Genomic DNA, 21,407 nt, shown 5'->3' with positions numbered 1-21,407 from the left:
CGTAGCATCTTGCGTCCTGCTCGGTGCCGTATTACATTGTATGACAACGTGGGCGAAAGGACTTATCTTTGGGCTCCTCACCTTACTCAATTCGTCTTGACGACGCGCTAAGGCAATCGCTGGAGCGCGAGGCGGAGATCGAAGATCGACCGCCCGCCCAGCTTGCGGTACGCGCCATTCGCGCGATGCTGGAAGCCAAGGCTGCAAAGCGCGCAGCCATTGAGGCCGCTCTGGAACAGGCAGACCAGGGCGAGTTCATTTCCGCCGAGGCGATGAATGACTGGATCGATTCCTGGGACACTGAGGACGAGCTCTCCGCCCCGAAAGTGGACATCACGCCCAACAGCGCATGAAGATCGTATTCCTCGAAGATACGGCGCAGGACATCCAATGGTTCCGCTACTACTACCGTTCAGTCTTCCCTGAAGGCAGCGCGAAGGCCCGGACTCACTTGAAAGCTATCCAGAAGACGCTGGCGGCCAATCCTTTTGCCGGTCACCGAAGTGATGCTCGGGAGAACGTGCGCGAGCTGTCGATCCCTCGGACACCGTTCACGCTCATTTACCGCGTGACATCGACTCAAATTGAGATCCTGCGCCTCTGGGATACCAGGCAAGGCACAGGTTATTAGTGAAGTACAGGCGGCGCCAAGTGGAGCGCCGCTTTCAACATTTGCCGTTAGGGGCCGGCCTCCCCAGGAGGCCTTTCGAACCTCAGGAGCGATCCTGTGCCTCCTCGAAGACCTGACGGCGAGCTGTCCTGAAGAAGTGCCGGATGGCCATCTCGCGAGCTTCGTTGTCGGTCATGACGGCGCTCTTCATCTCTGTGTCGCGCTGGAACATGCGGATCATGGCGCCCATGAACAGGTTCGCGAACTCGGGCCGCACCACATCTTCGGGATTGTTGAGGATCATCTCGCGCAGATCCTCGTCCTCGAGGATCTCGCGGTTCACCTGCTCCAAGCGCAGGAAGTCCTCCCGCGAGAAGGTTGTGCCATGCCGGTCGTTGAACGCCGAGACGATCTGCGAGAGCGACCTCTCTTCCTCCTCGGTGTATGGGCTCGCGCCGAACTCCACGATCGGCTGCATCCTGGTTCCCTCTCCGGCTGAGAGGGACGCGGATCCTTCATCGGTCTTTTCGATCCGGTAGGCCTCGAGACGCAGCATGTCGTCGGTGATCTCGATCTGCGCAGGGACTGCCCGAGAGGGCAGAAGGCGCACCAGCCAGTCGAGATAGACATAGAGGCCCTCCAGGCTCGAGTCCTCGAGCGGGATGACTTGGCTGACGAAGGCATAGAACCGCATGTAGCTCTTCGCGAGCTGCCGGAACTCCTCGGTCGCCGCCTCGTCGTCGGCAAGCAGGAACCGGTCCCGGGCGCGTCTCACGATGGCTTCAAGCCTTGTCCGTTCGGCACTGGTCAGATCTCGGCCGACGAAGAAGCCCTGAGCGAACTCGCCGATCTCTGTCATGTCGATGGCGGGAGAGGCGTGCAGCTGGGCCTCGAGCGTGTAGATCTGGCTGAGGTTCGTCCGTTCCTCGAGCAGGGTCGCCTCGTAGAACGGAGCGAAGGCCGTGCGGATGTCCTCCACGCTGTTCCGGAAGTCGAGGATGAAGGTCCGTTCCTTCCCGGGATGTGTCCGGTTCAACCGGGCCAGCGTCTGAACGGCCTGCAGGCCATCCAGCTTCTTGTCGACATACATGGCGCAGAGCTTCGGCTGATCGAAACCAGTCTGATACTTTTCCGCGACCACGAGCACCTGGTATTGCACGTCGTAGGGGGTCCCGTCCGGCTTGATCCCGTTGAACCGCTTCGGGAGCTCTCCTTCGGAGAACCCGTTGGCGGCCTCCTCGGTCCAGGTCTGGCCGTCGACCTCGAGATCACCCGAAAAGGCCACCAGGGCCCTCATGTCGGTGTATCCCTGCTTTTCGATGTAGCCTTTCAAGCCTTGCCAGTAGCGCAAGGCATGTTCGCGGCTTTCCGTCACCACCATGGCCTTCGCCTCGCCGCCGAGCTCGTGCATCACGTGCCGGCGGAAGTGCTCGACGATGACCTCGACCTTCTGGGCGATGTTGGTCGGGTGGAGGCGGGCGAAGCGGGCGACCCGTCGCTGACCGTCCCGCGTGCGCAGGGCAGGGTCGTCCTCGATGGTCTTCTCGAGCTGAAAGTAGGCCTGGTAGGTCGTGTAGTTCTGCAAGACATCGAGGATGAAGCCCTCCTCGACGGCCTGGCGCATCGAGTAGAGATGGAAGGCTTGCGGAGTGCCGTCCGGGCCGATGCGACCGAAGCGCTCCAGCGTCACCGGCCTTGGTGTGGCAGTGAAGGCGAAGAACGAGATGTTCGGCTGGGGTCCCCGGGCGCGCTGATATTCCAGGATGACATCCTCGACGTCCTCGCTGGAGCGCGTCAGCGAGCGCACCATGTCGGCATTCGCCTTGCCGGACTGGGAGCTGTGAGCTTCGTCGATGATGATCGCGAAACGCCTCGTGTTCACTCCGGAGAGCTTCGCAAGGTGTTCGGTCCCGAACTTTTGGATGGTGGTGATGATGATCCGGGCACCAGCTTCGATGGCCGCCTTGAGGTCACGGGACGTCCCGCCGATCTTCTTCACCAGCCCGGGCGTCTTCTCGAAGCTGGCGACCGTGGCCTGCAGCTGTCGGTCCAGAACGAGGCGGTCAGTGATGATGATCGCGGTGTCGAAGATCGGCTTGTCCTGATCGTCGTGCAGATTGATAGCCTGATGGGCCAACCAGGCGATGGTGTTCGACTTCCCGGACCCGGCAGAGTGCTGTTCGAGATAGTTGTGCCCGGGGCCGTTGGTGCGGGCATGCGCCAGTGTCTTTCGCACGCAGTCCAGCTGCTGGAACCGCGGGAACAGCATCTTCTGTTTCCCGTCCGATTTGTCGAGGTGGATGAACTTCGACATGAGGTCGATCCAGACCTCGCGCCCGAATATGGCCTTCCCTTCGGGTTGGTCGGCGTAGAGGTAGCCGATGGCGAAATCGCCCTCGATGTCCGGGTTGCCGGCGCCGCCATCGCGACCGCGGTTGAAAGGCAGGAAGCGCGTCTTCCCGTTCATCAGGCGCGTCGTCATCGAGACGTGCTCCTGATCGAGAGCGAAGTGCACCAGAGCCCCTCGCTTGAAGGTGAGAAGCGGCTCCCCGGCCGGCGAGCGATCCTTCCTATACTGGGTTTCGGCATGACGGAATGTCTGGCCGGTGAGGGTGTTCTTCACCTCCAGGGTCGCGACGGGAATGCCGTTCAGGAAGAGAACGATGTCGATCGCGTTGCCGTGACGCTTGGAATAGACGACCTGGGTCATCACGGTAAGGCGATTGCCTTGCCAGGCGCGAACCAGATCGGGGTTGAGTGACGACGCCGGGCGCGGGAACATCAACCGGAAGTGCATGTTCGGCACGATCTTGAAGCCCTCACGCAGGACCTCGAGCGTGCCGCGCCCTTTCAGGGCCACCTCAAGATTGCGGAAGAATTCGCCTTCGGCGGCGCCCGGATATTGCCCTTCCAGTGTCCTCCAGACTTCGGGTTGCGTGCCCTTGATGAAGGCGACCACGACCTCCCGGTCGAGCCCGAGTGTCTTGTCGAATGCGTCTGACGGACGCTCGTCGTAGCCTTGGGTGGCAACGAGCTGATCGACGATATGCCGCTCGACCACCTGTTCGGTGTGCAGCTTCTCGGCTGTGAAGGACTTGGGCTTTGTTGTCATGGCGATTTCGTCAATGTCTCTGGTTCAAATGGACTTGGTCAGCCGCGCAGGTGATCAAGGATCACGTGGGCATCCTCGATGCTGCGGACCTCGAGGCGAGCGATCGGATTGCCGCGGAATTCTTCGTAGGCACTGAGATTGCTGTTCGCCCCCTTGCCCTCAGCATCCGTCCAGAGGCGCCCCTTGGGCTGCTTGTCGACGCGCTCCACGCTGGCGGGCAAGGTTTTCGGCAATCCGAAAGGACGGACCACCCAAAAATTCACCTGAGTGTCATGGCCGAGCTCCACGCCGACGGCGCGGCGCTTGCCGCGGCTGCGCCAGACTTCCAGGTGGACCTTGCCGCTGTTGGCGCGGACCGAGGGGATGGGCTCGAAGTCCGCGCGCAGGGTCGCGCGAACCGCGTCTTTTAGGTCGGCAATTACTGTGCTCACTGCGTCATCTCCTCGGCGATCCGGTCCAGCGCCCGGTCCGTTGTGCTATTGCGCCGATAGGTGGCTGGGTCGATCTGGCCCGTGACGGCGGCAGTGATCAGGGAGGCGCGGAGTTCTTGCAACAGCGCAATTGCCTGTTCGTTCTTCTCCCTCAGAGCATTTTCTCGAGACCGTCTACGCGCCAACTGTTCGACAAGGCGTGTCTGATCATCAAGCGGCGGCACCGGAAAGACTATGTCATAGAGAGCGTCAGTATAAAGACGAAGGCGCGAAGAATGGATCCCTTTGCTGCGTCGAGTTGCCTCGGCAGTGAACTGCGGGGAACGAACGACAAGATCAGCGAATTCTGGAGACAGTCTCTGATCAATTGGTCGATAGACACCATACGATGGGCTGATGATACCCTCCTCGGGGCTGATTCCCATGGCGCCCATCCATGCCCACATCGTGTTGACCACCAAGTCATTACGCATGACCTTTTTGTAGCCAACGTTGCTTTCGGCCAAGAACATGTTGACTTCTTTTTCTGAACGCTTCGTCACGCCGGTGAGGTGTGAAGCCGAGAGAAGCTCTTCCTCGCCGGTTTCACTTCGGCCAACCCGCTCCCGATATATGAAGCGCATGCGCCTCATGTCCCAAGTTTTTGGAACTGTGCCCAACCAAGCAGCATCTTGGCGCTCTTGCGACTCGATCAATCTTCCATTGATGGCGTCGGCGATCAAGGATCTCGCGACTTCATCGAGTAGCGCATTGAATGCATTTCGCTTCTCTACCAGCGCATCAATCCTGGCGGTCTCGCGGTCGAGGAAATCGGCAATGGCTTTCTGGGAGTCGAGGTCAGGATATAACACCTCAATATTTCCAAGCTGAGCTTGCGTAAGCTTGTCGCGGGTGGAACCGTTGATATACCAGGCGTATTCGACGTGGTTCAGAAAATAAGCAAGGAAGCGATCCTCCAACATTCGGGGGTTCGGCTTTAAGATGTGAATGTGGTTGTTGGGCCAAATTGGACCATCCGAAACAAAGGCGACATCCTTGGTGCGGTCAAAAAACGGCGCGCCATCTTCGCCAACAAGAACTACCCTTTCATCCAGAAGAGCCGTGTCGACGTGGTCGACGATTCTGTTGGCTCCCCAATAGGGGACATCTCCCTGGCGCTCAGCACGTTCCGTCGCGTTTAACGGAATGCGCAGATAGTCAAGGTTTTTCGCCAGCCACCGAAGTCGTGTCCGCTTCATTCCACTACCTCCGCCAACAGCCCTGCGATCTCAGCTTCGAGCGATTTCAAGTCGTCGTCGATTTCCGCCACCGGACGCGGCGGGGCGTAGCTATAGAAGTAGCGGTTGAAGTTGATCTCGTAGCCGACGCGGCCGACTTCACCATCCTTGTCGTCGCGATAGGTCTCGTCGACCCAGGCATCGGGCACGAAGGGCGTGACCTCGCGGGCGACATAGTCGCGCCAGTCCTCGGCCAACGGCACGAGTTCGAAATCGCGCAGATGCGGATCGGGCTCGGGTTTGCCGTCCTTGTCGAGGCAGATCGCCGCGTCCTCATCGGGTGTCCCGATCGCTGCCTCGATAGCTTTCTGCATCGGTGCGCCGATCTTGATGCTGGCCGTTTTCAAGGCCGCACGCAGGGACTTTCGGAACACGACGCGATCCATGATCGGCGCATCAGCGCAAGCCGCTTCCACCGCAGCCAGCAAGCCCTCGCGGGCGTCCTGGTCGAGCTTCTCCACGGGCTTCGCAGCTGTGAGGGCAGCCATGGTCTCTTCAGTCACATCGAACCGTAGGCGCAGCGGGCGCTCCACCCGAATCTTGCGGAAGCCGAATGCGGTTGTGTCGAAGATCTTGGAGACTTCGGAGTGATCCGATCCGCCGTTCAGCATGTCATGGTAGATCGACACAACCTCTTGGCGTGCCTCTTCGGGGATCTCACGTCGCTTCGCGCCCAGGCTTCGGCGCGTGGGACTCCAAAAGCGCTCGCCGCTTGCGTCGATGAGTTGGACCTTACCTCGGCGGCCTTCGATCTTCTTGTTCGACAGTAGCCAGACGTAGGTCTGAATGCCGGTGTTGTAGAAGATGTCAGTGGGCAGGGCGATGATCGCCTCGATGAGATCATTCTCCAGAAGCCAGCGGCGGATCTCGCTCTCGCCGGACCCTGCACCGCCAGAGAATAGCGGCGAGCCGTTCATGACGATACCGATGCGTGATCCTTGCTCGTCCGGTCGCATCTTGGATACCATATGCTGGACGAACAGGAGCTGCCCGTCAGAAATGCTTGGCAGTCCGGCTCCGAAGCGGCCGTCCATCCCCTGGGTTTCGTGCTCTTCGGTGACTTTGTCCTTGGACTTCTTCCAGTCGACGCCGTAGGGCGGATTGGACAGCATGTAGTGGAACTTGTGGGTCGGGAAGGCGTCGTCGGTGAGCGTGTTTCCGAAGGCGATGTTCTCAGGATCGTGGCCCGTGATCAGCATGTCGGATTTGCAGATCGCGTAGCTCTCCTTGATCATCTCCTGGCCGAAGATGTTCACGCGGATCTTCTCGTTAAGCGCGCGCATCTCTTCCTCGCCGATCGAGGCCATGCCGCCCGTGCCGATCGTCGGATCGTAGATCGTGCGGATCACTCCCGATCCAGAGAGGGCTTCGTGATCGTAGGCCAGCAGCAGCTCGACCATCAGCCGGATGACTTCCCGAGGCGTGAAATAGTCACCGTTGTCGGCCGCGGAGTTCTCATTGAAGCGGCGGATCAGGTCCTCGAAGAGCTGCCCCATCTCGATGTTCGAGATGGTGTCCGGGTGCAGGTCGATCTGACAGAATCGCTCGAACACCAGGTAGAGGATGCCGGCTTCCTCGAGGGCCTTCAGTTGAGCTGGGAAGTCGAACTTGTCGATGAAGATGTCGCGGGCATTGGTCGAGAACTTCGTGATGTAATCCATCAGGTTCTCGCGCAGCTGCTCGGCGTCCTGGCCGCGCAGGGCCTCGAAGGTGAAGCGGCTGCGGTTGTAGATCTTGGCCCGGGGTCCGACGATGCTGGTGAGCATCCGGTCTCGCATCTCGTCGTCGAGATCGTCGGACAGATTCTCGGCCGCCTCGATGACCGCGTCCTTGGTGGGTGCAAGCACGCAGTCCAGCCGGCGAAGGACCACGAATGGCAGGATGATTTTCGCGTATTCGGAGGGTTTCGCATCTCCCCGGAGGAGCTCCGCGATTGACCAGATGAAGGCGCTGAGGTTCGTTGTTTTCTGGTTGCTCATGGTGTCCCTGGAGGTTTTGTGGCGTAAGATCTCGCGGCTGTTCTGGATATTGGTCCGGATTCCTGTGGCCGAACGAGATTTCCCAGGACCATCGTCGTGGTGCGACGCGCTCATGCTTGCGCACCCTGAAGTTCCCGATGAGGCCATGAGGCATCCCGGGCCTGCTCGATGCCCTTGAGGATGGTGCGAACCTCGGCCAAGCGGGCCTGACGGTCCCGGAATGCCGCCTCGATCTCGTCCTCTTCCTCGGTCGAGGGGACGGGAACACGGAACTCCTTGAGGTCCTTGATGGAGATCGTTTGGATGGCCGCGCCCGCAGCAAGGGACCTCAATGCGGTCTTCACGGAAGGATTCGAGAAGTATTCGAGTAAGGCGATGCCTGAAATTCTTCCCTGCTTGGGGCGGAGGATCATGAACGACTGCCCAGCTGTCCAGAAATGGCTTTCCCCATCCACGGAAGCTTCTTCAGGCACCAAGGCGACCGAGCCAACGGTTCCCTTGACTGACAAGAGAACATCTCCCGGCATTAGCCTCTGATTGCGGGCCTTCCTGAGTTGCGCTCGCTCGATGGAGATCTCTTTCTTGGGCAACGGAAGGTAACCGCGCTCTCCGATGTCTGCAGGAGATGCTTCACGTATCTTGAAGTCGCCGTCATCGCCTTGACCGAGAGACAACGGACGGATGAGTTCGACGGCCTCGTGAAGCGGAAGAGTATCCCTTTCGGATAGAAAGCACTCCAGGTCGGCGACTGCGGGTGGAACGAGATATCGATCCAAGCTCAGGATGTAATCCTTCGCCCGAATGTCGGAGATCGGAACATCCATCGCCGAGGCGCTGCTTTCCAGAACGGGGGCCACGATGGCTTTGAGCCAAGAGGTGTCTGACTTTATCTCGGGACGACCGCGGACGGTCTTCCCGGCAAACCGAGGTGCGCTCAGATCGACGAAGCGAACCTTGAGTTTGGTATCCCACTCTGAACTCAGAATGAGGATGTCGCTGGCAACGCCGGTGTTCTGGAAGATCATCCCTCCCGGAACCGCAAGAATGGCCCGGAGCCGGCCGGATTCCACGAGAGCTTCCCTGGCAATGGGCTCGACACCGACACCCCGAAACATGGCACCGTCGGCAACGGAAACGATCACGAGTTTGGATGTGGACACTTGAGCGTCGGCGAGTGCCACAGCCTCACTGCTAAGGCGCCGAGATCGGCCATCGTCTCCGAGAATTTCCAGGGTCTTCTTGGGAAGATCGGACGTTGAGGGAATCTTGTACCCGAAAGGCGCCATGATGATTTCTGCGTCATTGGTTTCTTCATCGATTCTGGCGAACGGATCGGCCGGGACCACTTGAAGATGAACCTCCAGAACGACCGCCATCATTCTCGCGAGGTTGCACACGTCGTGATTGATGTCTTCGAAGCGCACACTCGTTCCATTCATCGCCAACAGCAGGGCTGGATGAAGGGAACTCGCAAATGCGCAGCGGGCGGCATCGGGGTCGTCTGCCAGCTCAACGATGCGCTTTGCGGCCTGATGCCCGATCCAGGAGAAACCTGTATCTGACCGATAGATACTCATCATTTCATCGAAGGCAGAGAGCCGTTCCGGTACGGGCAAGGAAAGAAAGAGCGACCGCGCCTCTTTCAGAGACCGGTATGCTTCGGTCCCAAACACGTTCTCCCAAGCGGTAAACCTCGGGTCGGAAGTGTCTTGTTGCATTCCGAGAGATTGGGACGCCTCGATGAGGAGAGCTTCGGGCATCTCGGAGGGCCTGATATACCCGCGGATGCCGTCAAGAGCGTGCCAAATGTTTTGATATCGTGACTTCATTTCTGTTTCAGCCCCTTATTTTCTTGCAGCGGCCGACGAAAAGCTGTCGGTGCGGTAGGTGGTGATGAGGGCCTCCCCGTCGGAGACAACGGTGATCCCGCCCTTGCTCATTGCCCGCTCGAGGGCCTTCAGTTCGCGGCGCAGCTGCTGCATGGCCTCATGGCACTCCTTTCGCCCGAGGACGGTCTTGTCTCCCTTGGGCTCACCGTGTTCCAGCGCGAGGTTGATCAGTTCCTTGTTGATGCCCCGTTGGTTCATGCGGGCGTCCATGTGTGTTGTTGTTTGCATGTGATTCCCCTTCCTGCTGAGAAATACCTACACCCCCAGAAAAGAATTTCAAACCCTTATTTTAGTTTCCTGCCAGAATGTATGTCTGGCGCGTCGTTCGCAATAGCTTCAAGAGTGCGCTTGTGATGCCGGTATACTCCTGAAGATACCGAGAGATACCGGCGAGCGTCGTCTCCGCCGGAGGTCCTCCACGCTCACTGCAAGCCATCGAGCTTCAGGCCGCAGGCTCCTCGACGACAATCCCGATCTCACGCAAGCGGTGATAGGGTGCATTGCGAACGAAGGCATCGAGATCGACCGTCGGTCGCCTGTCCTTCGGCGGCCGAAGCACGACGATACTGGCAGTCATCGCCATGGCGCTGAGGCTGACCAAAGTGCCGGCGAGAATGATCTCGGTGGTAAAAAACTCGGTCATGCGATCCTCTACTCAGGTTCCTGAAGTGCCGTTGCTCTGAGCCACCCCCGGGCGAGGCGTGCGGTGTCCGGTCCCGCTCGATGCGGCGCGGGGTGCCGCTCAATGGTCTCATAGAGCATATCGAGAGCGTAGCCCGAGAACACTGCGAACGAGACAGCGTCGAAATCTTCGATCGAAGAGGACTTCACGTGGCGGGTAGTTCGCAGCAAGCGCGAGAGCCAGCGTTCCTCGAACTCAGGGGCATCAGAGACGAGGCTGCGGCGCCCGACGACATTGAGAAAGGCTTCCGCGACTTCCGCGGCATAGGGCGCGTCCTCGAGCTCTGAGAGGGGGATGCCGTGGACCTCGGCGCTTTGCGACGACCAGTCGCCGAGGTCCCATGCCGGATCCGGGCGGATGAAAGATGACCAGGTCTGCACCTGACCGTTCGCAAGCCATGAGAGTCCGATTTCGATTGGCCAGCTTGCCGCTGACAAGCTGGAAGCTTCGAAATCCAGGATCGCGAAATTTTCAATGCTGACGTTCTTCATGCTGGAAGTATAGCCTATGAAGAACGAGCAGGGAACGTGCCCTCCGTGAAGAGCCTCGCGGGAGGAGCAACGGTGGCGGATATTCATCCCCTTTGTGAGGCCGTTAGAGGCGGGCGCGTCTCCATGGCGCCTGCCGCCTCCATCACCCGGCAAACACGGGCAACATCGACAATGCGGGCATGGGCGGATTGCGATTGTGACGTCCGATAGACAGCAGAGCGTATATCTCGCCCCTCCGGGTGCAGGGACCAGCCCAACGCCTCGAATGCCGTCTCGGCCAGATCGCGGACTTCGTGTCGCCGCGGGCGATCCGTCACCCGCGGCTCGACATGGGCGATCTGGTTGTCCTCGCAAGAGTAGTGCCGCTGAATTTCAAGGCTGGTGATCAGGCCCGGGAACTCCGCGTCGAGCCAGCACACGACCGCAAGCGCATCGCGATCGAGTTGCTGGGCCGCTTCCCGCGTCCTTTGCATTGCCGCCAGGACTTCGGGAGGTCGATCGATCGGGGATGTCATGCCGTCATCCTTTTTACCCTCTGACCTGCCCCCCGCGGGTCCCTCGTTCATAACGAGAGCCTGCGGATTTGAGATTGGTAGTTTGGTCGGTCGTTCTGGGCAAGCGCGCCGGGCGCGGAGCCCTCGAATTGCTCAAGCGTTCGGCGCGCTTCGAGTGGCGTCTGGTTCCCCAGCGAGGAATGCGGCCTGATGGCGTTGTAGTCGTAGCGCCAGAGCGCCAGCTTGCGGCGGGCGTCGTCAAGGCTGTCGAAGAGCTCCTCGTTCAAAAGCTCGTCGCGCAGGCTGCCGTTGAACGACTCGATGAAGGCGTTCTGCTGCGGCTTGCCTGGATCGATGTAATGCCAAGGCACTTCGTTTTGGTCGGCCCACCGGAGGATGGCACGACTGGTGAACTCCGTGCCATAGCACGTCGGGAATAAGGGCTGCCGACAGGTTATGGCCACGCGCGCAGCCCCCAGATAGCGCAGCGTGTGGCCATAACCGGGGCTCAGGTCTCAACAGTGGTTTGCGCAACCACACCGCTGAGGAGACCGGCTATGACCGCCACCCATTCTATCGCGCCGACCCTGTTGGTCGCCATCGACATTTCCAAGCATCGCCACGAAGTGCTGATCGGCATTCCGGGCAAAAAGCGCCGCCGCCGCATAACCGTCACCAACACGCTGGACGACTTCCAGCGCCTGTCTGCGGTCCTCGCCAGTTATGATCTGCCGGTGAGGATCGGGTTCGAGGCGACCGGCAACTATCACCGCACGCTTGCGCACCACCTCGGCCGGGCCGGATTCGAGCTGAAGCTTGTCTCCTCCGTCGGTCTGGCCAGGACGCGGGAGGCCCTGCACAACAGCTGGGACAAGAACGACCCGAAGGACGCCCAAGTCATCCTGCACATGCTGGAGATCGGCGCCGTGCAGTTCTTTCACGATCCGATGGTGGTCGGGACATCCGACATCCAGGAGCTGTCAAAGACCCATGAGATTGTTTCGCGCTCGAAGACCGAGCTCTGGCACCGCATCCTGACCCACTACCTGCCGCTGTATTTTCCCGAGGCCGAACGATTTCACCGAAGCTCGCGAACCGATTGGTTCCTGGCATTCCTGGAAAAATACCCGTCACCACACATGATCACCGCCGTGAGCCGGAACGCCTTTATTGCTGATGCGTGGGATGTCGTCGGCCGCAAGGTGTCCAAAGAACTCCTGCTTTCAGATATTTACGCCACGGCCGTGGGCTCGGTGGGTTTGCCAGTACACTCGGATTCCGATGCTGTCCGCATGTTCCGCCTCGTACTTGCCGAGGGCCGAAGCCTTGTCCGGCAGCGTGATCAGATCGAGGCCCGCGCCGTCGAGCTTCTGTCCGGTCTGCCTGACTATCAGCTGCTGACAACCATTCCCGGTATCGGCCCGATCAATGCCATGACCATCCTGGCCGAGGCCGGTGATCTGCGCCGTTTCCGGCATCATCGGCAGTTCCTGAAGTTCTGCGGAATGGATCTCGCCACCGTGCAGTCCGGCATGTTCCGCGGTCAGAGTCGCATCTCGAAGTACGGCAACGCCCGATTGCGGCGCACGCTCTGGATGGCCGGCCAAACCGCAGTCCTCAAGCGGACCAACAGCTTCCGCGACAAGTTCGAACGCTACATCTCGAAGGATCGACACAACGCCCATCTGCGCCGCAAGGCCTACACCGCGATCGCGGCGAAGATGGCGCGCACCGTACACGCCGTGGTCATGCACGGCGAACCCTATCGCCCCTTCTTCGAGGGGGTGAGCCCAGGCGGAAGGACCTCTCTCTGACGAGCCGTGGAGGCAGCTTGCTGACCTCGTAGATAATGTTCGGGCCTTCTGCTTGGGATTTGGGATCTCGTATTGAGGACGGTGAGGGCCGCCGCAGCGCGTACCCTGTGTTTGCTATGGAAGAGATCATTTCTTGACGGCAGAGCCCGTCTGGGCAACCGTAACAGGGCGTCCGGGACACCGGACGCCCCATGACCTGCTGACCTAAGCAGCCAAAACTTCCCGACATAGGACGTTGTCGCTGACGATGCACGCGGGCTTCCCATATATCCGCACCAGCGCATCCAACTCGCGGGCCACGCGGGAACCCGAGATGCTGGTGTCAGCGATCAGGCACAGGTTCTCGCGGCAGCAATCATCGATTACCGCCAGAATGCGGAACTTGCGCGAGGCGCCGAAGCTGTCGGCCAGAAAGTCGAGCGACCAGCGCGCATTGGGACGCGCCGCCTCCGGCATCGGCGTGCGCGTGCCGCGAGCCCGCTTGCGCCCGCGCCGTCGCTTCACCGACAGCCCTTCCTCCCGGTAGAGCCGATAGAGCTTCTTGTGGTTCATGGTCATGCCCTTGCGCTCGAGCAGGATGCCGATCCGGCGATAGCCGAACCGGCGCCGCTTCCCGGCGATCTCCTTCATTTCCTCGCGGATCTCTGGGCAGTCCGGCGGGCGTGTGCGCCGGACCGTCTTGGGATCGACACCGACAAGCTGGCAGGCCCGGCGCTGCGAAATGTCGTGATCTCGCATTGCCCGCAGCGCTGCCTCTCGCCGCCTGGTCAATGTCGTCAGTTCTTTCCCAGCAGATCCTTCAGCACGACGTTATCCAGCATGGTGTCGGCCAGCAGGCGCTTGAGCTTGGCGTTCTCGTCTTCCAAGGCCTTCAGACGAGCAGCGTCGGAGACCTCCAGGCCGCCATACTTGGCTTTGAGCTTGTAGAACGTCGCAGGGCTCAGGCCATGTCTGCGGCACACTTCTGCCGTGGCCATCCCCGCCTCCTGCTCCTTGATCATCCCGATAATCTGCGCCTCGGTGAAACGGCTCTTCCTCATTCGTCTGCTCCTTCGCGGTTGAGCAGACTCTACATCACGGTGAGCGATGCCACGGGGGGCAGGTCACCTCGCCGTTTCATTGGCTTTGCGTCGGTCTGCGTAGAACGCCTCTTCAGATTCCGTGGGCTTGCCCACCTTTTCGGTAAAGGCATCGAGCCACGCGGATTCGTCGGCAGTAAGGTCGCGTGGTACATACACAGCCAGCCGCTCGACAGCACCGCGCAACTGCTCGAGTTCATCGCGGCTCATCTCGGATGTCGGTTTCCATGTCATGGACGGAGTGTAGCATCCGGCTATAGCTGCATCCAATGCCACAAGGAGGGCGGAGTCCAGGCTTTAGCCGCGAGTGCAAGATGGCTTCACCGAGCCGTCGGCTGCCGACATCGGCGGCGCCTCGATATCATGCGTCAGCTGCCGACTTGCATGGCGGCTTCGAGCCCGATGCGGTCGCCGTCTTTCGCATTCGCTCGCATATCCAGAAAGCCAACACCCCCAACCAGCGAATGATCCACGCCTTTTAGCGAATTGGCCCGACACAGCCAGGTTGAATGCCTTGCCTGAGCCGCATTGCTTGGCCTCTGAGATGGGAAGTCGCCGTGCCGGGACCTCAGACGTCCACCTCGTTGCCCGCGTTGGATTGTGCTTCGGTAAGAACCACGACGCGTGCTCCATCCCGGACCCGCTCCGCGAGGTGCATCACGTCTTGGTTGAACATTCGGATGCAACCCGACGAGGCCTGGTGGCCGATGGTCCACGGGCTGGGTGTTCCGTGGATGCGGTAGAAAGTGTCGCGTCCGCCCCTGTAGAGGTAGAGAGCCCGTGCACCCAACGGGTTTTCCAGTCCGCCTTCCACTCCGTCCGCGTATTGCTGGAACTTTTCGGGTTCCCGACGGATCATGTTTTGCGTCGGGGTCCAGCCCGGCCACTTGCGCACATAGGCCACCCGCGCAGTGCCCGAGAAGCCATAGCCCGCCTCCCCGACGGCGATGGAATAGCGCATCGCCTTGTCACCTTCCTGCACGTGGTAGAGCAGTCGGGCATATGGGTCGACTATGATGGTACCGGTTGGCTCGGAGGTCGAATAATCTACCAGCTGCCGGGCCTTGCCGTCGGACAGGTACTTCGGCGGCACTGCCGGAACGGTTATGTCCCCGTCCGGAACAGAAGCGTACATTGCTTGGGTCTCGGCATCCACGCCGGGGAGCGGGGTCAGGACATCGGTCAACGGATTGAAACGCGTGGTTTCGGTGCTGCAGGCGGCGAGTGCGAGTGCAGCGAGAAGGCCAGCAAGGCAGCGCAGGTGGACATATTGCGGTCGCATCGAGGCGGGTCCTTCTTGGGTACGCGGATCGGCCGGTGAGGAAGAGGGAAGCAATGTCTTCATAACTCACGCCCGGTGCGCTGGGCAGTATCCTCCGACCCGCTTCGCAGCATTTTCGGCGGATTGTCGAGACATGCATTCATAGGAAGATCGGGTGGGCAAGATCGCGCCGATTGAATGTCACTCCTTCGATCGCCGAGCCGAGCTGCGGATTGGACTTTGGCTGGGACGTAACCTGGTTCCGATTTGGCATATTTGGCAATGTTCGAACGACCGCTTCTGGGAAACCCTGCTGCACCGCCGCGGCCGTCTTAGATACTCGGCACCCACGCGGGGGGGTTCGCTGCAAGGGTGTCAGGCGGCTTTGTCCGCACAGCCGACGTCCGGGGATCAACGCCTTCCGAGAATTTCTTCGGGAGCTTTATGTCCGCGAGACACCTTAATTGCAGCGACCCTGGCCTGAACTTGCACCACGAAACGCAAAGGGCTGGCCGCGCAGCCGCCTTGCTTTGATCTCTCGGCGGATGCTCAGGGATCTGGTTGAATGATGATCTGTCGCGGAGATTGATGTTGGCAGCTGCCAACATCACCGCTTCAGGCCGGGCGCTCCTGCTTGTCTCGAGCCGCGTCGAGAGGCAGGCACTCCAAACCATGCTCATCAGACATTCTTAGAATGGCAGGCGCCATTCGCGTGACGCGGGTCGCCTTGAGAACGCTCGCTCCGAAGGCATCGTCTCCTATGTCGCCGCGAAAGAGGATGGTTTCGTATAGTTGCGCCAGCTCCATCCCTCGGTCGTCGTCCATGCCCAGCTTTGCCTCGGCGATGAGCGGATCGATCAGGCCATACCAGATTGTCGTGAAGTCGCCGTCCCGGGTGAGATACACGTTCAGCCGCAGTGGATCGCGACCCTCCATGACGAAATCGGGGTGGTGAAGTTCGAACCACTGCATGCCGCCGGGGCCATCCAGGTCCAGCTTTCGGAACGCGTGTCGTTCCGGGGTGAAGGCAGGGTTCGAGGTCGGGGACAAGGTCCTGCATCTCCTATGTGCGAACGGCAGTGACCCTTCCGGAAAGCGTTGGCCGCTGCCAACGCGGCGTCACCCTTCGATGCGCATGCGCTTCACGGCCTCGGGATCCGCTTCGATCATCTGGAGGTAGGACAGGACGGACGCGGCCGGGACACTCGCGCATTGCTCGTATTTCTGGAGGGTCTTGAGATCTACGCCATACACGACGGCGAACTGCTCCTGGGTCAGGCCTGCACGTACGCGGACTTTCCTGACCCATTTTCCGGCTTCAACCTTGGACTTCATGCGAAGTCTCTTTCGAAAGAATTTGCCCTGCAGTCCCGCGGCGGCGAGATCCTCGACCAGGCGATCTCGCGAGGCCACTTTCGGAAGAACGAGAGTGAGCTCCTCTCCGGCAATGACAGCTTCCACGGCCCGCTTCGCCCGGAGAAGCGTGAGCCCGCACTGTGCAAGGGCGCGTGTCGCCGCAATTGCGTTGATCGCGGAAGTCGCGCCCTCAGGACGCAGAACGAGACTTTCTTCTGAACCGGACTGGTTTCGGTCGACGTCCTGGACTTGCCCCAGTCGTCCGAACACCTCCTTCAATCCTGCATTCGTCATAGTCCAACTCCTCGAGCATGGCCCTTACAATCTGCCGGAGCCTCAAAGGCCCCAAGCCATTCGGATCGAAGCCCGCACCGTGCAGATGAAGGCCCGTCGCAATGATCATCCTGCGGTCCTGGTCGATTTCAATCTCGGCCATGACCTCGAGGCGTCCCTCGGCGATCTCGATGGACACGATCACGACCGGATCTTCCGAGTCATCGATGGTGACCGACAGGATAACCGCATCTTGCACGAAACATATACCCTATTGGGGGAGTAAAATCAATGGACGCTAACGGGGCCTTGATGGCGCCACGCATCCCTGGAAACAACGCCCCAATCTCGCGGGCAGTCTTCGAACTCGACCGATCAATCTGGGTGATTGCATGGCGGGGTCAGAACAGTTGTCGTAGCCGACTTCGGTGATCTCGATGTTCGCCTGGCTCATGGCGCGGGGAGCATCTTTCTTGCCCTTCTGACGAAGGAGCTCCGCCACGGTGGGCAGGCTGCCTTCGATTTCGCGTCTGATGCTCAGATATCTCATGGGCGCAGTCTCGAGCAGGTTGAACCGAGGACCTCAGTTGGCAGCTGCCAACCTCATGAGGCTTCGTGTTCCAGGGGATCGTTGCTGCGCAACTTGGTCAGATTCTGTGCTGACTTCACGCAGTCACCAATTGTGTTCAGGACGGCTTCTTTAAGGTCTCGGTTGATTTCCAGGGCCAGAAAACCCGGGGAAACAAGGTGGGTGGTGCTCGTCAGGAGCGGGGGAAGCTTGATCTTACGTGCGTTTCTCTGCGCCCTCGAGACTGCCGCGGCGACTGAATCACCCAGCATCTTGGTCGCCCCATCTTCGCCCAACCGTTCTGAGAAAGCTTCAAGCATGAAGGCAGCATAGGCGGCGCAACGCGCGCCACCGTCCTCGCCGTCCCAGAGTTCCAGGAGGCTGGACCCAATCAACTGAGCAACGCTCCAGGGGTCGTTCGTCGGCAGGGCGATATGATCGAGGAATTGCTCCAACCAGAGCGAAGTGTCTCTGCGTTCCCACTCGAACTGTGTCGTTTCTCCGTCGATGCTGACGTATCGATAATTTCCCTCCAGCATTGCGCCGAGGGCATCAGAATAAGCCTCCTGCGAAATCGTGCGCTTGTTGCGCGCGATCTGCAGCGCGACCTGGCTCCAGGCTGATGAAATACCATCCAGGCTGCCAAACAGCCGGAGGGCAGTATCATCCGCCAGCAAGGTCCACCCTCTCTCCTTGGCGACTACCAGCATATCCACGAAGCACGGGCCCACGTCTTCAAAGACTGCTTCGAAATCCGGATGAAGTGTCGTGCCTTCTTCCGGCATGGCGATTTTCAGGCCTCTTGCAACCTCGAGGGTTCGTCCGAGGTTCGAGATTAGGAGGTCGGAGGTCTCCTGGGACATCTCGATCATACGCGCCCCGTGCTCGTCCGCGACAAGGCTGCCTCGGTGTCCTGACCCACCGATGGCATCCACCCTGGCTTGATAGGCCTCGTGAAGCATATCGATACTGCTCTGGGTGATATGCAGATCCGGGCATGCCTGAAGAAGGCTTTCGGCGAAGCCGAGAGTCTGGGCACCGTATAGGGTGATTGGATCGACGATCACGCCCGGCGCGTTCAGAGCCGATTGCGTTGCCACCTTCCTCTCAACGGCGTTGCCGAGGGCCATCTTGATCTTGATGCTGCCGTGGTGCCGCAGGAAGTCCCAGAAATCAAAGACCGTCCCTCCGCCAGCCTTGGCGAGCAGAGCTATAGGAGCCTTTCCAGACTCGTAAGCTTCCTCGATGCGCTTGACCTGCTCAGCGCGCGCTCTTGCGCTGTCGAGGATGGGACGAAAGCTGCCTTCCAGATCATTTTCATCGATCCGCAGCGCTCCGAATATTTTGCTCTCAGGAAACAGGCGCTCGAAGTCCCTCTGAGACCGATGATACGCATGCGCATACTTGGACAGGATTTTTGTGACGGTGGCGTTCAACTTCCCGACCGCGGAATCCATCGGGAGACTGTCACCCACGGCCTTGCCCATCAGGCGAAGAGCCAACGGGTCATCAGGGGAAATCTCGTCGCGGTCTGCCCGCGGGGTCGGAGCCGTTTCGATGATCCTCGTGAGCGGGTCAGCGTGATCGCGTGAGACCACAACCACCGTATCCTCCTCGACAACCTCGCGGTCGAAATCGACATGACGCCCGGACCGGCCGGTCAGGATCAAACCAACCATGAAGCCGAGGTGTACTCGGGAGTCGTCGTAGCCTTCGCGCAAGGCACGGTATCCAATCTCGAGAGCCTTGTGGAAATCGTCCGTGTAGTGATCGAGCTTGTGCGCAAGGTGCATTCGCATCCGGGGATCGCCGGCAATGTCCACCGGCACGGTGTCGAGATACCGGCTGATTGCCGGGATGTCGGGCAGACGCTCACAGATGTCGATCCAGCGAGCTCGGTCTTCCAGGGTTTCATCCCCCGTGTCGAAAACGTGCTCGAGTTCCTTTCTGGCGCCCTTCAGGTTGCCGGCGCATTGAAAGATGACTGCGCCGATCCTGCGCATACTTGCGGTGTCTTTCATTCCCGGCTCGAGCTTGCCGTAGAGTTCCCGGGCTTCGCGGATCCTGCGGCTGTTCACCAAGGTCTGGAGGGCCATCCGAAGCTGGGGCGTATCAGTGTCGGGACTGCAGAGGCTGAGATAGATATCTGCGGCCTCGGAGTTCCTGCCGACCTTGGCGAGGGCATGAGCTGCACGGTCCCGAGCGAAGCTGTTGGTCTCGTGCTCTGCCAGATCGGCAAGGTGATCAATGACCCCAGGATCGTTGAGATCCCCCGGATGATTGAACACGAAGCAGGCCTGGAGCAGGGCGGAATCCGGGTAATCCGTCAGGACTTCATGGGCGACATCTTTGAAGCGGTCAGAGTCGATTTGCGCGGCGGCCAGGATGCGGCAGTTGCCATATGCGACACGCAGACCGGCGTCTTCGGCTTCTCGATACAGGACGTTGGCACGTGCGAGCGCTTCTGCATAAGCGCCTTCATTGATTTCCGCCTGAAGGAGCATGAGCTCGTCGTTCTGATCCCGGTCGGCTTCCGGGATCCTCGACAGGGCGTCGGCGACCGTGCCAACTTCACCCTTGTGCATGTGGTGTGCTGCGCGGAAACGGAGCAGCTGCGGGGTCTCCCCAAACTTCCGGAACGCCTCCTCGAGAAGCTGTTCCGCCTTGGTTTCGTCCCCGAGCATCAGGGAGGCCGAGAGGGCGTTCATGGCGCAGGTTTCAGCCTCCCGGGCCCAGCCGCTCGTCTGCAGCAGGTTCCAAGCAACGAGAAAATGCGTTCTCGCATCCTCGACGATCTCGATGTCGCTCTTCCGCATGAGCCTGAGGCTGCGGATATCTTCGCGCTCCGCTACCTCCTGAAACCGGAGGTAGCCCGCATATGCGCGCACGCGCCAATTGTCGGGATCCCGATTGACCGCATCCTTGACCAAGCGCCGGTAATCCCTGACCTGACCGGCGCACTGCGCATGTTCCGCAAGCGCCAAGAGGAACTCCGGGACCCGTTGAAACTGTTTCGGAAGCTGGGCCTGAAGATCCTGCCATGGGGTCTCGAGAGGCGCGGTTTCCAAGAAGACTCCGGCGGCCCGTTGTTGCGGGTCGGGCAGCGCCATGGCGCGAACTGCCAGTTCTGCTGCCTTCTCGCGGTTGCCTGCGATGACCTCAGCGGCCGCCAGAATTGAAACTCCCTCAGGCGTATCGGGATACTCGTCGTAAGCCTGACGATACCAATCTACAGCTGCCTTCTTGTCTCCCTTGGCGAAGTGGGCGGATCCGAGGTTGGCCTTGATGCGGAAGCGACTTCTGGCGCTTGCGTCGCGTCCTTCGGTTCCGAGAAGCCGTTCGAGCCGGGAGATGGCCGATTGTGCAGGGCTGTCGTTGAGAAGATCGGCTGCATCGGTGATACGCTGACCGAGCGCGTCATCTGATGGGTCTCGCTCCGGCGCAATCGAGGCTGATCGATGGAAATAGCGGATCTCGGTCGATAGACCAGATATCTGCCGTGTCAGATCCTTATGAACATCGCCCAAGGCTTCGGTGATCTGAAGGTCGGCGATCGTCGATACACCCGAGCAATGAATTGCTGCAACGCGTGGATGGCGATTGAGGATGTGCTTGATCTCATCCCAGCCAAGGACATCCACCTCGAAGAAGTGTTCCTTGCGGTTCTTCTCGTTCAGCTCGCGCGCGACTTCCTGTATTCGCGCATCATTTTGGGCGGTGGTGGCGAGGATGAACCTGTCGAGGGGTGGCCGGAACTTCTTGGCCTTTTCGACTTCCTCTCGAAGCTCCTTCTCGTTCAAGCCTTTTCCGTAGCCCGCAGAGCGGCCTTTGCATTGGACACCCACCTTTTTGTTGTGGACCCGGTCCGTTCCGTAAACATCGACTCCGTGCTGCTGCTGGCCCGACCGGCCATTGGCGCGAGCATCGTCTGTTTTCCATTCGCTCTCGAACAGATCCCTGGTCAGTCGCTCGAACGCCTGCCAGTCTGCCGGCGCGGTGAACTGGCCCCCGTTTCGACCGGACACTCGGGCATAACCATGGAGGCTTAGGCATATGCCTAAGCACGTGCTTATGTCTGACTATGAGATCAT

17 protein-coding genes and 2 pseudogenes are annotated in these 21,407 nt (G+C 60.1%); 3 read left to right on the top strand and 16 right to left on the bottom strand.

What is annotated here, in order from left to right; translation table 11 throughout:
• The first annotated feature begins 68 nt into the window (after window positions 1-68).
• Together BLW27_RS18495 and BLW27_RS18490 are read left to right on the top strand one after the other, a co-directional pair.
• Window positions 69-353 carry a CopG family ribbon-helix-helix protein gene (locus BLW27_RS18495; protein WP_089885824.1) on the top strand — a complete coding sequence of 95 codons (285 nt, stop codon included), beginning with the start codon at window positions 69-71 and terminating at the stop codon, window positions 351-353.
• Entirely contained in the window at window positions 350-631 is a 282-nt protein-coding gene (locus tag BLW27_RS18490) for a type II toxin-antitoxin system RelE/ParE family toxin (protein WP_089885821.1), read from the top strand. The genes BLW27_RS18495 and BLW27_RS18490 overlap by 4 nt, the downstream gene beginning before the upstream one ends.
• Window positions 632-713: 82 nt before the next feature.
• Here the strand turns inward: BLW27_RS18490 and BLW27_RS18485 are convergent, their stop codons facing one another.
• The 10 genes and pseudogenes from BLW27_RS18485 to BLW27_RS18440 form a co-directional block, all read right to left on the bottom strand.
• Complete coding sequence (locus BLW27_RS18485; RefSeq protein ID WP_089885818.1) at window positions 714-3,722, bottom strand: type I restriction endonuclease subunit R; 3,009 nt, start codon at window positions 3,720-3,722, stop codon at window positions 714-716.
• A 38-nt stretch (window positions 3,723-3,760) separates the two neighbouring features.
• Window positions 3,761-4,153, bottom strand: a complete 393-nt coding sequence (locus BLW27_RS18480; RefSeq protein ID WP_089885815.1) for a hypothetical protein — start codon at window positions 4,151-4,153, stop codon at window positions 3,761-3,763.
• Window positions 4,150-5,391, bottom strand: a complete 1,242-nt coding sequence (locus BLW27_RS18475) for a restriction endonuclease subunit S (RefSeq protein WP_089885811.1) — start codon at window positions 5,389-5,391, stop codon at window positions 4,150-4,152. Before BLW27_RS18475 ends, BLW27_RS18480 begins: the two co-directional genes overlap by 4 nt.
• On the bottom strand, window positions 5,388-7,523 hold the full coding sequence (locus tag BLW27_RS18470; RefSeq protein WP_218141157.1) for a type I restriction-modification system subunit M: 2,136 nt from the start codon (window positions 7,521-7,523) through the stop codon (window positions 5,388-5,390). Before BLW27_RS18470 ends, BLW27_RS18475 begins: the two co-directional genes overlap by 4 nt.
• The gene (locus tag BLW27_RS18465; RefSeq protein WP_089885805.1) at window positions 7,520-9,238 is read right to left on the bottom strand and encodes an N-6 DNA methylase; all 1,719 of its coding nucleotides are present in this window, start codon (window positions 9,236-9,238) and stop codon (window positions 7,520-7,522) included. The genes BLW27_RS18470 and BLW27_RS18465 overlap by 4 nt, the downstream gene beginning before the upstream one ends.
• Window positions 9,239-9,253: 15 nt before the next feature.
• On the bottom strand, window positions 9,254-9,526 hold the full coding sequence (locus tag BLW27_RS18460) for a hypothetical protein (protein ID WP_089885802.1): 273 nt from the start codon (window positions 9,524-9,526) through the stop codon (window positions 9,254-9,256).
• 214 nt (window positions 9,527-9,740) lie between these two features.
• Complete coding sequence (locus BLW27_RS18455) at window positions 9,741-9,941, bottom strand: hypothetical protein (RefSeq protein ID WP_089885799.1); 201 nt, start codon at window positions 9,939-9,941, stop codon at window positions 9,741-9,743.
• Window positions 9,942-9,949: 8 nt separating this feature from the next.
• Complete coding sequence (locus tag BLW27_RS18450; RefSeq protein ID WP_089885883.1) at window positions 9,950-10,471, bottom strand: 3'-5' exonuclease; 522 nt, start codon at window positions 10,469-10,471, stop codon at window positions 9,950-9,952.
• A gap of 83 nt (window positions 10,472-10,554) precedes the next feature.
• Window positions 10,555-10,986 carry a hypothetical protein gene (locus BLW27_RS18445; RefSeq protein WP_089885795.1) on the bottom strand — a complete coding sequence of 144 codons (432 nt, stop codon included), beginning with the start codon at window positions 10,984-10,986 and terminating at the stop codon, window positions 10,555-10,557.
• A gap of 47 nt (window positions 10,987-11,033) precedes the next feature.
• A pseudogene (locus tag BLW27_RS18440) lies at window positions 11,034-11,387 on the bottom strand (integrase core domain-containing protein); the annotation flags it as partial.
• A 135-nt stretch (window positions 11,388-11,522) separates the two neighbouring features.
• Here BLW27_RS18440 and BLW27_RS18435 point away from each other — a divergent pair.
• Window positions 11,523-12,779, top strand: a complete 1,257-nt coding sequence (locus BLW27_RS18435) for an IS110 family RNA-guided transposase (RefSeq protein WP_089885792.1) — start codon at window positions 11,523-11,525, stop codon at window positions 12,777-12,779.
• 234 nt (window positions 12,780-13,013) lie between these two features.
• Here the strand turns inward: BLW27_RS18435 and BLW27_RS18430 are convergent.
• The 6 genes and pseudogenes from BLW27_RS18430 to BLW27_RS18400 all read right to left on the bottom strand — a co-directional run.
• Window positions 13,014-13,819 (bottom strand): annotated as a pseudogene (locus tag BLW27_RS18430) (IS3 family transposase); the annotation flags it as partial.
• 63 nt (window positions 13,820-13,882) lie between these two features.
• Window positions 13,883-14,068: a hypothetical protein gene (locus BLW27_RS18425; protein ID WP_089885789.1), complete on the bottom strand. Its 186-nt coding sequence runs from the start codon at window positions 14,066-14,068 to the stop codon at window positions 13,883-13,885.
• A gap of 358 nt (window positions 14,069-14,426) precedes the next feature.
• Window positions 14,427-15,140, bottom strand: coding sequence for a L,D-transpeptidase (locus BLW27_RS18420; RefSeq protein ID WP_089885786.1), 714 nt, complete (start codon window positions 15,138-15,140; stop codon window positions 14,427-14,429).
• Window positions 15,141-15,734: 594 nt separating this feature from the next.
• Entirely contained in the window at window positions 15,735-16,169 is a 435-nt protein-coding gene (locus BLW27_RS18415) for a hypothetical protein (RefSeq protein WP_089885783.1), read from the bottom strand.
• A 69-nt stretch (window positions 16,170-16,238) separates the two neighbouring features.
• Window positions 16,239-16,769, bottom strand: coding sequence for a helix-turn-helix domain-containing protein (locus BLW27_RS18410; protein WP_089885780.1), 531 nt, complete (start codon window positions 16,767-16,769; stop codon window positions 16,239-16,241).
• Between the two features lie 582 nt (window positions 16,770-17,351).
• Entirely contained in the window at window positions 17,352-21,116 is a 3,765-nt protein-coding gene (locus BLW27_RS18400) for a PIN domain-containing protein (RefSeq protein ID WP_245710942.1), read from the bottom strand.
• Window positions 21,117-21,407: the final 291 nt, after the last annotated feature.

The organism is Citreimonas salinaria, from assembly GCF_900107235.1.
Lineage (GTDB): Bacteria > Pseudomonadota > Alphaproteobacteria > Rhodobacterales > Rhodobacteraceae > Citreimonas > Citreimonas salinaria.
This window is presented reverse-complemented; position numbering and strand designations above follow the sequence as displayed.

What these genes read in the sequence shown, in the direction of transcription:
- BLW27_RS18490 (WP_089885821.1), top strand. Translation starts at nt 350, where the DNA reads ATGAAGATCGTATTCCTCGAAGATACGGCGCAGGACATCCAATGGTTC.
- BLW27_RS18485 (WP_089885818.1), bottom strand. Translation starts at nt 3,722, where the DNA reads ATGACAACAAAGCCCAAGTCCTTCACAGCCGAGAAGCTGCACACCGAA.
- BLW27_RS18475 (WP_089885811.1), bottom strand. Translation starts at nt 5,391, where the DNA reads ATGAAGCGGACACGACTTCGGTGGCTGGCGAAAAACCTTGACTATCTG.
- BLW27_RS18470 (WP_218141157.1), bottom strand. Translation starts at nt 7,523, where the DNA reads ATGAGCGCGTCGCACCACGACGATGGTCCTGGGAAATCTCGTTCGGCC.
- BLW27_RS18465 (WP_089885805.1), bottom strand. Translation starts at nt 9,238, where the DNA reads ATGAAGTCACGATATCAAAACATTTGGCACGCTCTTGACGGCATCCGC.
- BLW27_RS18460 (WP_089885802.1), bottom strand. Translation starts at nt 9,526, where the DNA reads ATGCAAACAACAACACACATGGACGCCCGCATGAACCAACGGGGCATC.
- BLW27_RS18455 (WP_089885799.1), bottom strand. Translation starts at nt 9,941, where the DNA reads ATGACCGAGTTTTTTACCACCGAGATCATTCTCGCCGGCACTTTGGTC.
- BLW27_RS18450 (WP_089885883.1), bottom strand. Translation starts at nt 10,471, where the DNA reads ATGAAGAACGTCAGCATTGAAAATTTCGCGATCCTGGATTTCGAAGCT.
- BLW27_RS18445 (WP_089885795.1), bottom strand. Translation starts at nt 10,986, where the DNA reads ATGACATCCCCGATCGATCGACCTCCCGAAGTCCTGGCGGCAATGCAA.
- BLW27_RS18435 (WP_089885792.1), top strand. Translation starts at nt 11,523, where the DNA reads ATGACCGCCACCCATTCTATCGCGCCGACCCTGTTGGTCGCCATCGAC.
- BLW27_RS18425 (WP_089885789.1), bottom strand. Translation starts at nt 14,068, where the DNA reads ATGAGCCGCGATGAACTCGAGCAGTTGCGCGGTGCTGTCGAGCGGCTG.
- BLW27_RS18420 (WP_089885786.1), bottom strand. Translation starts at nt 15,140, where the DNA reads ATGCGACCGCAATATGTCCACCTGCGCTGCCTTGCTGGCCTTCTCGCT.
- BLW27_RS18410 (WP_089885780.1), bottom strand. Translation starts at nt 16,769, where the DNA reads ATGACGAATGCAGGATTGAAGGAGGTGTTCGGACGACTGGGGCAAGTC.